The sequence below is a fragment of the Neobacillus sp. plas4 genome (genome assembly GCF_057221695.1).
Window position 1 is genome coordinate 4,808,640 of sequence record NZ_CM170152.1, and the last position, 13,940, is coordinate 4,822,579.

The window sequence follows — 13,940 nt, forward strand, 5'->3', positions numbered from 1 at the left end:
TTATTTTCCTCCAAGGGCGCGAAGCATCGGTTTAAATTTTAAGCTTGTTTCTAAATATTCACTTTCTGAATCAGAATTAGCAACTACACCACAACCAGCAAATAATGAGGCTTCCTGACCTTGAATGAGACCTGATCTTATAGAAACCGCGAACTCACCGTTTCCTCGATAATCGACCCATCCCAGTGGTGCCGCATAAAAACCACGGTCAAGTTCCTCGCTTTGTCTAATCTTTTCAACTGCTTCTTGTTTAGGAAGTCCGCCAAGAGCCGGGGTTGGATGGAGCCTTTCTACTAATAAAAGCAGCGAAGCGTCATTGTGGCACTTACCAATCACAGGGGTATAAAGGTGTTGAATATCCCTAATTTTCATTAACCGTGGTTTATCTGGGAGGATGATTTCCTCACAAGATTCCTCTAATGCCTCTTTTATCATTTCTACGACAAATCCATGCTCAATAAGATTTTTCTGATCATTTAATAATGTCTGCCCTAAAATCTCGTCTTCCTCTTCCGTTTTTCCACGTTTAATCGATCCCGCAAGACAGGTTGAAAAGACATCGTTACCCTGTTTTTTTACCAGCCTTTCAGGTGTGGCACCAATAAAACAATCTCCATTGGATTCAAAAGCAAAGATAAAACTATCCCGCTGTTGATTGTATAAATTCTCTAGAATAACCTCGGCTTTAATGTTATTATCAAAAAATAATCTTAATTCACGGGCAAGAACAACCTTTTTCAATGGTCCATTTTTTAAATCCATTACTAAATCATCTACACTTTGCTTCCATTGCCGTGGTGAAATTTCTTTTGTTTGAGTGAGTTTAGCCGGACTAAAAGTAAAATCTTGTTCGAGCGATGATAGTAACTGAGCTCGTTCAATGTTAACTTTTTCAAAAAGTGTAACATCATCATTCGGTGTACAAACCATATTGGTCGTTAAAAACGTTTGACCTTCAACAATCGTTAACATATATTTTGGAATATGGAATAATGAATCCGCGTATTTAGACCAAAGTGACGTTTTCGCTTTAAGCGGGTCAAAGGAGAATCCCCCGAACATAACTGGACCTAAACCATTTTCTTTATAAGGATTAAAAATATGGCTATCCTTTAAAAACTTTGCCCACTCTTCTTCAACGTGAAAAAAGCGGTCAGTAGCCTGATCCGACTGAATTTGTTTAGATATGCCAAGGCCAATAATTACAACTTCTTCGGATGGGTCTTTCCAATAGAAGCGTTCCCCTAGATAGCGTTCACTTCCACTATTAAAAAAAGATAATGGGTTAATATTGTCGACTTTATGAACTTCACTCATTAAAATCGACCGGCCTAGTCTTTGGGCCGTTCTAACTGCCAAAATAACCCTTTCCTTTAATTCCGTTTCCTGAATGGTAACCAAAAAAATCCCTCCAAAACAGCCAATGACTGCTATCCATTCATTTTAATGCCAATTTAAACATACTACTTCATTGTAAAGAAGTCAGTCATACTTGTCACTACCTATCCTCTACCATACTTTATTATAACGTAAAACATTCCGAGCAGGGTTTTATTTGTATTTTATTCGGTACTTACATTTTCCCTCCAAAACTCTATTTATAATCAGACAGGAATTATCTGCTAATTTACCTAATAAAAAATATTTGACCCTTGTTGTCAGATTTCATATACTAAGGGTTGGAATGTCTGAACTTCATAATACTAATTAACCATAGATATAGATAAAAACTTTTTAAAGGGGAGAAGAGAATGCAGCCAAATTTACAGCACACTTCAAAGCCCGCTGTCGAATCGAATCGCGGTATTCAAGTTTGGTGGCAAATGACGCGTCCTCATACTTTAACGGCCTCATTTGTTCCAGTTCTGCTAGGTACAGCACTTTCACTTTCACATGGGGAAATCCATTTTGGTCTTTTCTTTGCCATGTTAATCGCAAGCTTATTAATACAAGCCGCTACCAACATGTTTAATGAATATTATGATTTTAAACGCGGGCTTGATAATGAACATTCAATCGGGATTGGCGGTACCATTGTCCGCGATGGAATAAAACCAAAAACAGTTATGCAGCTTGCTCTTAGCCTTTATGGAATTGCTTTATTAATTGGGGTATATATTTGTATGAGTACAAGCTGGTGGCTCGCCGTTCTTGGACTGGTTTGTATGTCCATTGGTTATTTGTATACCGGAGGACCTCTGCCAATTGCTTACACCCCATTTGGAGAAATTTTTGCAGGGTTCTTTATGGGGATGTTAATCATTTTAATTTCATTCTTTATCCAAACTGGAATGGTAACATCTACAAGCATCCTTATTTCCGTTCCTATATTAGTTCTTGTTGGTGTCATTAATTTCTCTAATAATATTCGGGATTTAGAGGGCGATAAAGAAAATGGCCGAAGAACATTAGCGATTCTTATTGGCAAAAAGAAAGCAGTTAAATTAATGGCTTGCCTGTTCGCTTTCTCATTTCTTTGGGCATTGGGTTTAATTATCACAGGTGTTGCTCCGATTTGGACAATAATTGTCCTTCTTAGTATACCGAATGCTGTGAAAGCAATTAAAGGCTTTATCGCAGGTGATACCCCTATTCAAATGGCACCTGCCATGAAAGCAACAGCAAAAACCAATACCATCTTTGGATTCTTACTCGCTATTGGAATCTTCCTTGGACACTTTATTTCATAAAAAATAAGGCTTCTGCTTTTTACAGCAGGAGCCTTTTATTTTATTAGAAGGGTTTAATCCCCCATATATCGTCTGCATACTCTTGGATTGTTCGGTCACTTGAAAAATAACCTGCATGAGCGATGTTTACGAGACACTTTTTTTGCCAGATTTGTTGGTCTCTAAAGGTTTCCCCAATTTTCTTTTGCGTGTCAGCATAAGAAGCAAAATCCTTTAAGACGAAATATTGATCATTTTCCTCTAATAAGGAATCGAAAATCGGCTCAAACTCATTATAGACCCCCGGGAAAAACCCATTTACCAGCTGGTCAACTGCCTGGCGGATACGGCTGTCATGGTGATAATATTCAATAGATTGATAGCCTCCATGCTGATAATAGTGAAGTACTTCGTCAGCCGAAAGCCCGAAGGTGAAGATATTTTCGTCCCCAACCAATTCGTGAATTTCAATATTTGCACCATCCATAGTTCCCACGGTCAATGCTCCATTAATCATAAATTTCATGTTACCCGTACCAGAAGCTTCTTTACTGGCAGTTGATATTTGTTCACTTAAGTCAGCTGCAGGAAAAACTTTTTCAGCGAGTGAAACCCGGTAGTTTTCTAAGAAAACAACTTTCATCTTATCTCCAATAATTGGATCATTATTGACCTTTTCAGCCACTGTATTAATGAGCTTTATGATTTTCTTAGCATAATAATAGCCAGGAGAAGCCTTTGCTCCAAAAATGAATACACGTGGGACAAATGAAAAGCTAGGATCCTCTTTTATTTGATTATAAAGGTACATAATATGTAATACCTTTAACAGCTGTCTCTTATAGGCATGCAGACGCTTTACTTGGACATCAAATATAGCGGAAGAATCAACAACAATACCATTCCTGCTTTGAATCACCTCAGCAAGCCGCTGTTTGTTATCTATTTTAATTTTCAAAAGCTGCTCCATAAAGGATGAATCATTTTTATATTGAAGTAATTGAATCAAATCTGCCGGTGATTGCGTCCATGACGAACCGATAGAATCTGTTAATAACGCTGATAAATCAGGATTTGCTTTTAATAGCCAGCGGCGATGGGCAATTCCATTTGTTTTATTATTGAATTTTTCCGGGAACAACTGATAAAAATCATTCATTTCCCTTGTCTTTAAAATTTCTGTATGAAGCTTTGCGACACCATTCACACTAAAACTTCCTAAGATTGCTAATGGTGCCATTTTTACAAATCCGTCAGCTATGATTGCCAACCCCGCAATTTTATCCCAATCTCCCGGGTATTGGTCCCATAACTCACCACAAAACCGTTCATTGATTTCTTCAACAATCATGTATATTCGTGGTAATAACGGCTGGAAAATTCGAATCGGCCACTTTTCCAATGCTTCAGACAAAGTTGTATGATTTGTATAGGATATCGTATTCCTTGTAATATGCCAGGCTTGATCCCAATCAAATCCTTCTTCATCAATAAGAATCCTCATGAGCTCAGGAATGGCTAAAACAGGGTGGGTATCATTAATGTGAATGCAGACATGTTCATGGAAATCTTTTAAATTTCCATGCTTTTTCCTGTACGTTTTAATAATGGACTGCAGACTTGCGGAAACTAAAAAATATTGCTGCTTTAATCTAAGAATTTTCCCCTCATCATGGGTATCATCCGGATAAAGGAATTCAGACACTAATTCCGTTTCTCGTTTGTATTTTAATATATCCTCATGAATAGGGAATTGAGAGGGTTCAGCATTCCACAATCTTAACGTATTCACTGTTTCGGAGTTATACCCTATTACCGGCATATCATGCGGTACAGCTGTCACGGTTTCTGCATGTAAATGGTGGAACACAAGGCGTCCGTTTTCTGTTCTCCCTTCAACCTTACCCCAAAAAGGTATTTTTACAGCAAGGTCTGCCTTCCGAACTTCCCAAACGTTCCCGCTCCTAAGCCATTGCTCTGGGAGTTCTACTTGATATCCATCCACTATTTTCTGTTCAAAAAGACCATGCTTGTAACGAATTCCATGGCCGTGTCCTGGAAGGTTTAATGAAGCAAGGGAGTCCAGAAAACAAGCGGCTAATCTACCTAAGCCGCCGTTTCCTAAGCCTGCATCACTCTCTAATTCCTCTAGATTGCCTAAATCTATCCCAAGGTCTCTGAGACCTGCTTGTACAGTTTCTTCAATCCCTAAATTAATTAAGTTTTGCCGTAACAACTTTCCTAATAAATACTCTATCGAGAGATAATAGACTTGTTTCCCCTTTGCTGCCAAATATCGCTCATTTGTTGTAATCCAGTCATGACTTACATATTCTCGAATCATAATTCCAAGTGTCTGGTAATGGTCTCGGTCGGAGCTTTCAGAAAAGCTCTTTCCGCAAACCATATTCAACCTTTTTAGAAAGGTGTTCTTGAATTCCGTTGTACTAGAAAACATGGGTTTCACTCCTCGAGATCAGCTCTGCATAAAGTTGATTATACTTAAACGCCGACTGTGCCCAACTGTTATCCTTCTCCATCGCTTTTTGAACAATTGATTCCCAAGACGGGTCATGATAAAAGTGTAATGCCCTCCTAATGGTATAAAGCATGTCATGAGCATTAAAGTTTTTGAAAGAAAAACCATTACCTTCTTGGGTAGTCTCATTCCAGGATTGTACTGTGTCATTCAGCCCGCCTGTCTCGCGTACAATTGGCACTGCACCGTACCTCATAGCAATTAATTGACCAAGGCCGCATGGTTCAAATAGAGATGGCATTAAAAACAAATCTGCAGCTGCATATAGCTTATGAGCCAAAGCTTCACTAAAACCTATATGTACTTTTAATTTATCCGGATAGGTATTTCCTGCCTGACGTAAATATTCTTCATATCCATAGTCGCCAGTCCCAAGGACAATCATTTGAATATCATCATGAAGAATGTCTTGTAAAACACACTTAACTAGGTCTAATCCCTTTTGTTTCGTTAGGCGGGTAATCATAACCATTAGAGGTGTATTCGGACTTTGCGGCAGCCCAAAATACTTTTGAATTTCACTTTTGTTTACTGCTTTATTTTTAAGAGTCTTTGACGTATACGTTTTATAAATTAGGTGATCATCCGCTGGATTATAAAATTTGTCATCAATTCCATTTAAGATCCCAACAAGATCCTCTTCCCTTGTTTTCAAAAGTCCATCCAATTTTTCACCATATTCAGGCGTTTGAATCTCTTGTTTATAAGTCGGACTTACGGTTGTGATATCGTCCGCTGCAACAAGGGCACCCTTCATAAAATTAATACATCCAAAAAACTCTAAATGTTCAGGATGGAAGGCTTCCCCATCTAATCCAAGTAAATCCCCAAGTGTTTCTCTTGGAAAAATGCCTTGGAATTGAAGATTATGAATGGTAAACACAGTTCGAATCAGCCCGTAGCCTTTTCGTTTGTAATAATCCATCCTCAATAAAAACGGAATCATAGCCGTATGCCAGTCATGACAATGGAGGACATCTGGATAAAAGTCTAAGTGTTCCAATGCTTCCAAAACAGCGCGGTTAAAATAAGCGAATCTTTCGCCATCATCATAATATCCATAAAAACCTTCGCGTTTGAAATAATACTCATTATCCACAAAGTAGTACGTTACACCTTGAAAGTTAAGTTCCTCGATTCCACAATACTGGTTTCTCCAACCAACAGGAACGGTGAACTCTTTTATTTTTTTCATATCGCTTTTATACTGTTCGGCAATGGTTCCATATTTTGGAAGAATCACCCTAACATCTGTCCCAAGACTTTTCAGCTCTTTAGGCAGGGAGCCTGCAACGTCTGCAAGACCCCCTGATTTAGCAAATGGACCACACTCAGAAACTGCAAATAGTACTTTCACGAATTCATCAACGCTCCTTGTTTCGTACCTTTCCGTACAACAAAAGGATCACTGGCAGTACCAGTCAAGTTTGTACCAGCTTCAACCTTTACATCTTTATCTAAAATAACGGAATCTAGGTAACAATTATCTTCGATGACACATTTTTGCATGATGATACAATTCTTAATCACTGTACCCTTGCCGATCTTAACGCCTCTGGAAATAATACTATTTTCAACACTGCCATTAATTAAGCAGCCATTCGCAATCATTGCATTTTGAACAACAGAACCTTTTAAATATCTTGTTGGCGGCTCATCCTTTACCTTGGTTAGGACAGGCTGTTCTTTTATAAATAATTGCTTCCAAACATCAGGATTTAATAGATTTAAACTAGTAGAAAAATAGTTTTGAATTGAGTTAATCATAACAGCATAACCGGAGTACTTATAGGTACAAACAGTGTAATGATGTTCATTGTCTAACACGACATCCTTCATGCATGTATATCCTGTTTCATTTCTTGTTTCAATTAACTCAATTAGTAAGGAGGTTTTTACTAAATACATCTTCATTGGAGACCCATTTTCATGGAAAATTTCAGTAATATCACAACCTGATTGAATATGACTATCAAGCAATGGTCTAAAATCCATATTGAAAACAGTGTAGCAATTTGTAATAATGGAATACTCCTGAGAACTGCGGTAAAAGAAGTCTAAGTTAGCTGCAAAGTTTTCAAACGTACCAATTTTATTGATATCTGAATCTACAACTGGAGTTGGGAAGAAGAATAGACCATCACTCTTGCGGTTTAAATCCCAGTTTTTCCCTGAACCAAGATGATCCATTAACGAACGATAAGTCATTTTAGGAAAAATCGCTACACTTTTAATTCCGGAATTCACCATACTGGAAAGGACAAAATCAATAATGCGATAGCGTCCTGCAAATGGCAGGGCTGCCAGCGAACGATGTGTCAAAAGATCCTCTAAATCCTCGTGATAAGTAGTTGCATCAATAACACCTAATAACTTTCTCTTCAATACTAGTCCCTCCCAAAATTTAAGCTAGGGCCTGTTCACCTGCGGCATGCATAAGACAAGCACTGACGGAAGGCGTCTTGCTGCCATCCGGAGTGCTTGGCTTTAAAACAATAGAGCCGGGCGGGCCCTAAGCTGGAAAATACTCAAAGTTCCATAAAAGTCTTATTAAAAAGCAGGATAAAATCCACTTAACATTTCTTCCGTTACAAGGATAATTTCATCATCAAGTGATCGAATGACTGTTCCAGCAGGAATAACAACTTCGCTTGGTACAATCGCTTTTTCAATCTTTACGTTTTCACCAATAACAGCGTCAGGCATGATGACAGATTCCTTGATGGTAGTCCCTTTTCCAACACTTACCCCTTGAAAAAGGACAGAATTTTCAATTTCCCCTTCAATCGTACAGCCCTCGTTAATTAATGAATCCTTAACAATAGCTTCTGGAGAAATATATTGTGGAGGCTGATTTGGATTTACAGAATAGATCCTCCAATCATGATCAAACAGATCTAAATCACATTCATCATTTAATAGGTCCATATTTGCTTCCCATAAACTTCTAACTGTACCTACGTCTTTCCAATAGCCTTTAAAAGGATAGGCATATAACTTCTTATTCTCTTCTAACATTAATGGAATAATATCTTTGCCAAAATCATGAGAGGATTTAGTATTTCTAGCATCCATTTCCAAATATTCTTTAAGTATATTCCAGCTAAAAATATAAATTCCCATTGATGCTAAATTATTTTTAGGTTCTGCAGGCTTTTCCTCAAACTCTGTTATTCTTAATTCTTCGTTTGTATTCATAATTCCAAAACGATTTGCTTCAGCCCAAGGAACCTCTATAAGAGAAATCGTTGCATCAGCCCTTTTTTCGATGTGGTATTCTAGCATACTTTCGTAGTTCATTTTGTAAATATGATCACCCGATAGAATTAATACATATTCCGGTTGATATTGCTTTAAATAATTGAGATTTTGATAGATGGCGCTTGCCGTGCCGGTATACCATTTTACCTCTGAGGACTCAGCATATGGCGGTAAAACGGTAACACCTCCGTCTTTACGGTCAAGATCCCAAGCACTCCCGATACCAATGTACGAGTTTAAAAGTAATGGTTGATACTGCGTTAACACTCCTACAGTATCAATTCCGGAATTGGCACAATTGCTTAATGTAAAATCAATGATTCTGTACTTCCCGCCAAAAGGGACAGCAGGCTTCGCCAAATCCTTCGTCAGCGAATTAAGTCTGCTTCCTTTCCCTCCTGCCAATAGCATGGCTACGCACTTTTTCTTTACCATTACCTTTTCTCTCCTTTCGTTTTTTCACTGGTCGTATGATCTGAAAGCCAAAAGGCGGTATCGTCACATTAACGGAATATGGTTTACCATGGAATGGCTCTTCTAAAGCCATAAATGTTTTCTTATTAATAAATCCTGCGCCGCCAAAGTCTGTATGATCACTGTTTAAAATCTCACGGAACTCGCCTTGTACAGGTACGCCAATTTTATATTCAGGATAATGAACACCTGTAAAATTGCATATGATGATTAAAAAGTCATTCTCTTTTTTACCTTTCCTGATAAAAGAAAAGATGGATTGGTCAGTGTTATTGCAGTCAATCCAATCAAAGCCTTCATGCATGTGGTCTAGCTCATAAAGTGGTTTGGAACGTTTATAGAGTTTTGTTAATTGTTTAACATATTGATTTACGTTTTGATGCATTTCATAGTCTAATAGGTTCCAATCGAGCTGCTCTTTATATTTCCATTCTGAAAACTGTCCAATTTCAAATCCCATAAATAATAATTTTTTACCCGGGTGTGCAAACATGTAACCTAGGAGCAGACGTAATTGAGCAAACTTTTCCCAATAATCGCCTGGCATTTTATCTAATAATGACTTTTTTCCATGTACAACTTCATCATGGGAAAACGGTAGCATAAAGTTTTCACTGAAGGTATATAGAAGCGAAAAAGTCACTTTAGAATGAACATTTGAACGGGAAAATGGAGGAGTTTCAATGTACTCCAAAGTGTCATTCATCCATCCCATATTCCATTTATAATCAAAACCTAATCCACCATAATGAATTGGGGCAGTAACATTCGGATAATCCGTTGAATCCTCCCCAATCATGACAAAGGTTGGATCATATTCATGAACTTCAATGTTTAATTTTTTTAGAAATTCGATTCCAAATGGGTTTTCAAGATTTTCCGTTGAATTTGGCCAATAAATAATGTTGGCAACCGCATCCATCCTAAATCCATCAATATGGAAATAATCAATCCAAAAAAATGCATTCGAAATGAGAAAACTTTGGACCTCACCTTTTCCAAGATCAAAGTTTGCTGTTCCCCAAACCTGATTTTCCCTGTCACTCTCTGTTTCATAAGAATAAATATGGGAACCATCAAAACGGTATAAACCATGAGAATCCTTACAAAAATGACCTGGTACCCAATCTAGGATAACGCCAATACCATTTTGGTGACACTGATCCACAAAGTACATAAAGTCCTGTGGTGTGCCATAACGCGAGGTTGCTGAAAAGTACCCAGTTCCCTGGTATCCCCAAGAACCGTCATAGGGGTGCTCAATAAGGGGTAGTATCTCGATATGTGTAAATCCATGTTCAAGCACATAAGGAATAAGTTCTGCTGCCATTTCCTTATATGTTAAAAAGTCTCCATTTTCATGCTTTTTCCAGGAACCAAAATGCACTTCATAGATTACCTGTGCTTCAGATAAGAAGTTCCTTTTTTCCTTTCGCTGCAACCAGTGATTATCCTGCCAATCATAATCTTTCAAAGAATGGACAATAGAGGCAGTATTTGGTCTCAGCTCCGAGTAGAAGGCAAATGGATCTGCTTTCAAAATTCTTTCATTTTGTGCTGTAATTATTTCATACTTATAAAGGCAACCACTTAGGTCTTGATTAATGACTATAATCCATACACCTTCATTGTTTACCCTATGTAAATCGTAACCTTCACCATCCCAGCTATTGAAATCTCCAACTAGCCGAACCTCTTTAGCATTAGGGGCCCACACACAAAAGCGAGTAGAAACTTTCTCTGATTCCCTAAATACATGTGCACCAAATAGTTGATGACTTTGAAAAAGGTTGCCTTCATGAAATAAATGCAACTGATAGTCTGTTGGATATAAAGTATTCACTGCCATTAATAACCTCATCCTTGTGAAAATGTATTTCAAGGGTTAATTATAAGTGCAAACTACTAATAATTCTCAAAAACTTTTTTATCTTTTCTGACAACAAAGGATATAAACTGTCATATTACAGTATATTGCGAGTTATTTCGACACCAATCCACAATAATTCCATCGAGAATAGACAAAAATATATAAAATTTTTTAAGTTCATAGGGGAAAAATATTATTTGATTTTTGTATAACTTTAACGAGTTAATTTACTAAAAACCATTGTCTGTAAGCGTTCACAACGATTTTTAAAAAAATCGGGGAAGGAATAATATTATATTGATATAGGTATCACATTAGAGAATCTCGCCTTATAGGATGTACAAGCGAATGGTCCTGTTTGGGGATCGATATGTTTACTTTTTTTATATAACAACATATTTTTTGTGATAAAAGCGGGGTGATTTTATGGATTAATCACGTCAAGCATGGCGAATGGAGGCAGCTTCACATTTGGTTTCTCAGGATCCTTTGGAGTGAACCTGTGATCTCACTTTTTGTTGTGGCGGTATATATTCTTTTTTTAGTGAGCCAGATCTAGTATTATTTTATGGTTCGGTCACTATAGCTCTGCTCATAGTTACCCTAATCTAGTTTCTTCCTACAGTTCGGTCACTATAGCTTTCATAGTTACCCAAATCTAGTTTCTTCCTACAATTCGGTCACTATAGCTCTTTTATAGTTACCCAAATCTAGTTTCTTCCTACGGTTCGGTCACTATAGCTCTTTTATAGTTACCCTAATCTAGTTTCTTCCTACGGTTCGGTCACTATAGACCTTTTATAGGCCGCTCATAAAGAATAAGTTTTCCATTATTTATTAGACACAAAAAAACTGATGATATAATATCATCAGCCTTTTTGTATGACCCCTACGGGATTCGAACCCGTGTTACCTCCGTGAAAGGGAGGTGTCTTAACCACTTGACCAAGGGGCCTTAAATTTATGGCGGAGAAGGAGGGATTTGAACCCTCGCGCCGGTTACCCGACCTACACCCTTAGCAGGGGCGCCTCTTCAGCCTCTTGAGTACTTCCCCATAAAAAAATGGCTCCGCAGGTAGGACTCGAACCTACGACCGATCGGTTAACAGCCGATAGCTCTACCACTGAGCTACTGCGGAACAATAGAAGTTTATTTTTCTTTTAAAAGAATATGGTGGGCCTAAATGGACTCGAACCATCGACCTCACGCTTATCAGGCGTGCGCTCTAACCAGCTGAGCTATAGGCCCATAAATTGGAGCGGGTGATGAGAATCGAACTCACAACATCAGCTTGGAAGGCTGAGGTTTTACCACTAAACTACACCCGCATATCATAAATTATTATATGGGGCGACTGATGGGAATCGAACCCACGAATGCCTGAACCACAATCAGGTGCGTTAACCACTTCGCCACAATCGCCATTATTTTATTATCCACCAATTATAAATGGTGGCTCAGGACGGAATCGAACCGCCGACACAAGGATTTTCAGTCCTTTGCTCTACCGACTGAGCTACTGAGCCACTTAAATAATGCCATTTTTAAAAAAATGGCGGTCTGGACGGGACTCGAACCCGCGACCTCCTGCGTGACAGGCAGGCATTCTAACCAACTGAACTACCAGACCGTATTGCGGGGACAGGATTTGAACCTGCGACCTTCGGGTTATGAGCCCGACGAGCTACCAGACTGCTCCACCCCGCGACAATAGAAATTATTACACTTACTCATGCCCATAGTTTGTATGGACTGTATCAATCTCAGAAAGCTTATTCAAGCAGCAGTTCGATTGATACAACTCGCAGTTAATTCTGTGAAGTAACGCTCGTTGCTCCACCCCGCGACAATAAAAAGAATTTCATTTTGCTGAAGAATAATATGGCGGAGGAAGAGGGATTCGAACCCCCGCGCGGTTTAACCCGCCTGTCGGTTTTCAAGACCGATCCCTTCAGCCGGACTTGGGTATTCCTCCATATTATAAAGATTACTGGTGGACCTTGTAGGACTCGAACCTACGACCGGACGGTTATGAGCCGTCTGCTCTAACCAGCTGAGCTAAAGGTCCAGATAAAGTATTAAAAACTAATTTATTTGGTTATTTTGCTGCGCAAAAAAACTTTTGTGTTTTTACTTCATAAAAATACTTGGTAGCGGCGGAGGGGATCGAACCCCCGACCTTACGGGTATGAACCGTACGCTCTAGCCAGCTGAGCTACACCGCCAAATAGATAATTAAATTGTAAAACAACCTTGGTGGAGCCTAGCGGGATCGAACCGCTGACCTCCTGCGTGCAAAGCAGGCGCTCTCCCAGCTGAGCTAAGGCCCCATATCTTTTAATTGAAGATGGTCGGGAAGACAGGATTCGAACCTGCGACCCCTTGGTCCCAAACCAAGTGCTCTACCAAGCTGAGCTACTTCCCGATAAAATATGGCGCGCCCGAAAGGAGTCGAACCCATAACCTTCTGATCCGTAGTCAGACACTCTATCCAATTGAGCTACGGGCGCATATTATAAATCTATTTACACTTTTAAAAATGGTGCCGAGGACCGGAATCGAACCGGTACGGTAGTCACCTACCGCAGGATTTTAAGTCCTGTGCGTCTGCCAGTTCCGCCACCCCGGCAATATTGGAGCGGAAGACGGGATTCGAACCCGCGACCCCCACCTTGGCAAGGTGGTGTTCTACCACTGAACTACTTCCGCAATATTTGATAATGTTATTTCATTTAAAATATTAGTTATTTTACTCAAAATAACTTTGGTGCGGGTGAAGGGAGTCGAACCCCCACGCCTTGCGGCGCCAGATCCTAAGTCTGGTGCGTCTGCCAATTCCGCCACACCCGCATATTGAAAATTAATTACTGCAGCCAAAGGTTACTTTATTTGCTTTCGCAAAAGGAAAGTTTTTTTCACTAGCGTGAAAAACTATGGTGAGCCATGAAGGACTCGAACCTTCGACCCTCTGATTAAAAGTCAGATGCTCTACCAACTGAGCTAATGGCTCATTATTACTTAATATAAGTAATAATGAAAATGGTGCCGGCTAGAGGACTTGAACCCCCAACCTACTGATTACAAGTCAGTTGCTCTACCAATTGAGCTAAACCGGCAAAGAATAGT

At 39.1% G+C, this 13,940-nt stretch carries 7 protein-coding genes and 20 tRNA genes; 1 reads left to right on the forward strand and 26 read right to left on the reverse strand.

Annotation, left to right across the window (positions count from 1 at the left end):
• A complete protein-coding gene (locus AC2TFD_RS24260; protein WP_335569847.1) occupies positions 1-1,401 on the reverse strand; it encodes an isochorismate synthase in 1,401 nt (466 codons plus the stop codon).
• Between the two features lie 350 nt (positions 1,402-1,751).
• On the opposite strand from AC2TFD_RS24260, the gene AC2TFD_RS24265 reads away from it, so the two are divergent.
• Positions 1,752-2,690 carry a 1,4-dihydroxy-2-naphthoate polyprenyltransferase gene (locus AC2TFD_RS24265; RefSeq protein ID WP_335509106.1) on the forward strand — a complete coding sequence of 313 codons (939 nt, stop codon included), beginning with the start codon at positions 1,752-1,754 and terminating at the stop codon, positions 2,688-2,690.
• Between the two features lie 43 nt (positions 2,691-2,733).
• On the opposite strand, the gene AC2TFD_RS24270 is transcribed toward AC2TFD_RS24265, so the two are convergent.
• From AC2TFD_RS24270 to AC2TFD_RS24390, 25 genes are all read right to left on the reverse strand, one after another.
• On the reverse strand, positions 2,734-5,127 hold the full coding sequence (locus tag AC2TFD_RS24270; RefSeq protein WP_335569848.1) for a glycogen/starch/alpha-glucan phosphorylase: 2,394 nt from the start codon (positions 5,125-5,127) through the stop codon (positions 2,734-2,736).
• Positions 5,117-6,565, reverse strand: coding sequence for a glycogen synthase GlgA (glgA, locus tag AC2TFD_RS24275; RefSeq protein ID WP_335509102.1), 1,449 nt, complete (start codon positions 6,563-6,565; stop codon positions 5,117-5,119). Before glgA ends, AC2TFD_RS24270 begins: the two co-directional genes overlap by 11 nt.
• The gene (locus tag AC2TFD_RS24280) at positions 6,562-7,593 is read right to left on the reverse strand and encodes a GlgC family sugar phosphate nucleotidyltransferase (RefSeq protein ID WP_335509100.1); all 1,032 of its coding nucleotides are present in this window, start codon (positions 7,591-7,593) and stop codon (positions 6,562-6,564) included. The genes glgA and AC2TFD_RS24280 overlap by 4 nt, the downstream gene beginning before the upstream one ends.
• 165 nt (positions 7,594-7,758) lie before the next feature.
• Positions 7,759-8,904, reverse strand: coding sequence for a glucose-1-phosphate adenylyltransferase (locus tag AC2TFD_RS24285; RefSeq protein ID WP_335509097.1), 1,146 nt, complete (start codon positions 8,902-8,904; stop codon positions 7,759-7,761).
• Positions 8,846-10,792 (reverse strand): 1,4-alpha-glucan branching protein GlgB, encoded by a 1,947-nt coding sequence (gene glgB / locus AC2TFD_RS24290; RefSeq protein ID WP_335569850.1) that lies wholly within the window; start codon positions 10,790-10,792, stop codon positions 8,846-8,848. Before glgB ends, AC2TFD_RS24285 begins: the two co-directional genes overlap by 59 nt.
• A 904-nt stretch (positions 10,793-11,696) precedes the next feature.
• Positions 11,697-11,768, reverse strand: a tRNA-Glu gene (locus tag AC2TFD_RS24295).
• Between the two features lie 9 nt (positions 11,769-11,777).
• Positions 11,778-11,868 (reverse strand) — tRNA-Ser (locus AC2TFD_RS24300).
• Between the two features lie 9 nt (positions 11,869-11,877).
• Positions 11,878-11,952, reverse strand: a tRNA-Asn gene (locus AC2TFD_RS24305).
• A gap of 33 nt (positions 11,953-11,985) precedes the next feature.
• Positions 11,986-12,062, reverse strand: a tRNA-Ile gene (locus AC2TFD_RS24310).
• Between the two features lie 6 nt (positions 12,063-12,068).
• Positions 12,069-12,142 (reverse strand) — tRNA-Gly (locus AC2TFD_RS24315).
• An 18-nt stretch (positions 12,143-12,160) separates the two neighbouring features.
• Positions 12,161-12,236, reverse strand: a tRNA-His gene (locus AC2TFD_RS24320).
• A 28-nt stretch (positions 12,237-12,264) separates the two neighbouring features.
• Positions 12,265-12,340, reverse strand: a tRNA-Phe gene (locus AC2TFD_RS24325).
• 27 nt (positions 12,341-12,367) lie between these two features.
• A tRNA-Asp gene (locus AC2TFD_RS24330) sits at positions 12,368-12,444 on the reverse strand.
• Between the two features lie 3 nt (positions 12,445-12,447).
• Positions 12,448-12,521 (reverse strand) — tRNA-Met (locus tag AC2TFD_RS24335).
• A gap of 175 nt (positions 12,522-12,696) precedes the next feature.
• Positions 12,697-12,789 (reverse strand) — tRNA-Ser (locus AC2TFD_RS24340).
• Between the two features lie 16 nt (positions 12,790-12,805).
• Positions 12,806-12,882: transfer RNA gene (locus tag AC2TFD_RS24345), tRNA-Ile, on the reverse strand.
• A gap of 80 nt (positions 12,883-12,962) precedes the next feature.
• Positions 12,963-13,039: transfer RNA gene (locus AC2TFD_RS24350), tRNA-Met, on the reverse strand.
• A 29-nt stretch (positions 13,040-13,068) separates the two neighbouring features.
• A tRNA-Ala gene (locus tag AC2TFD_RS24355) sits at positions 13,069-13,144 on the reverse strand.
• A gap of 18 nt (positions 13,145-13,162) precedes the next feature.
• Positions 13,163-13,239 (reverse strand) — tRNA-Pro (locus AC2TFD_RS24360).
• An 8-nt stretch (positions 13,240-13,247) separates the two neighbouring features.
• Positions 13,248-13,324 (reverse strand) — tRNA-Arg (locus AC2TFD_RS24365).
• A 30-nt stretch (positions 13,325-13,354) separates the two neighbouring features.
• A tRNA-Leu gene (locus AC2TFD_RS24370) sits at positions 13,355-13,443 on the reverse strand.
• 5 nt (positions 13,444-13,448) lie between these two features.
• Positions 13,449-13,523: transfer RNA gene (locus AC2TFD_RS24375), tRNA-Gly, on the reverse strand.
• A 56-nt stretch (positions 13,524-13,579) separates the two neighbouring features.
• A tRNA-Leu gene (locus tag AC2TFD_RS24380) sits at positions 13,580-13,664 on the reverse strand.
• 84 nt (positions 13,665-13,748) lie between these two features.
• A tRNA-Lys gene (locus AC2TFD_RS24385) sits at positions 13,749-13,824 on the reverse strand.
• 30 nt (positions 13,825-13,854) lie between these two features.
• Positions 13,855-13,930: transfer RNA gene (locus AC2TFD_RS24390), tRNA-Thr, on the reverse strand.
• Positions 13,931-13,940: the final 10 nt, after the last annotated feature.

Coding starts and splice junctions, on each gene's coding strand:
- AC2TFD_RS24265 (WP_335509106.1), top strand. CDS start 1,752: ATGCAGCCAAATTTACAGCACACTTCAAAGCCCGCTGTCGAATCGAAT.
- AC2TFD_RS24270 (WP_335569848.1), bottom strand. CDS start 5,127: ATGTTTTCTAGTACAACGGAATTCAAGAACACCTTTCTAAAAAGGTTG.
- AC2TFD_RS24285 (WP_335509097.1), bottom strand. CDS start 8,904: ATGGTAAAGAAAAAGTGCGTAGCCATGCTATTGGCAGGAGGGAAAGGA.
- glgB (WP_335569850.1), bottom strand. CDS start 10,792: ATGGCAGTGAATACTTTATATCCAACAGACTATCAGTTGCATTTATTT.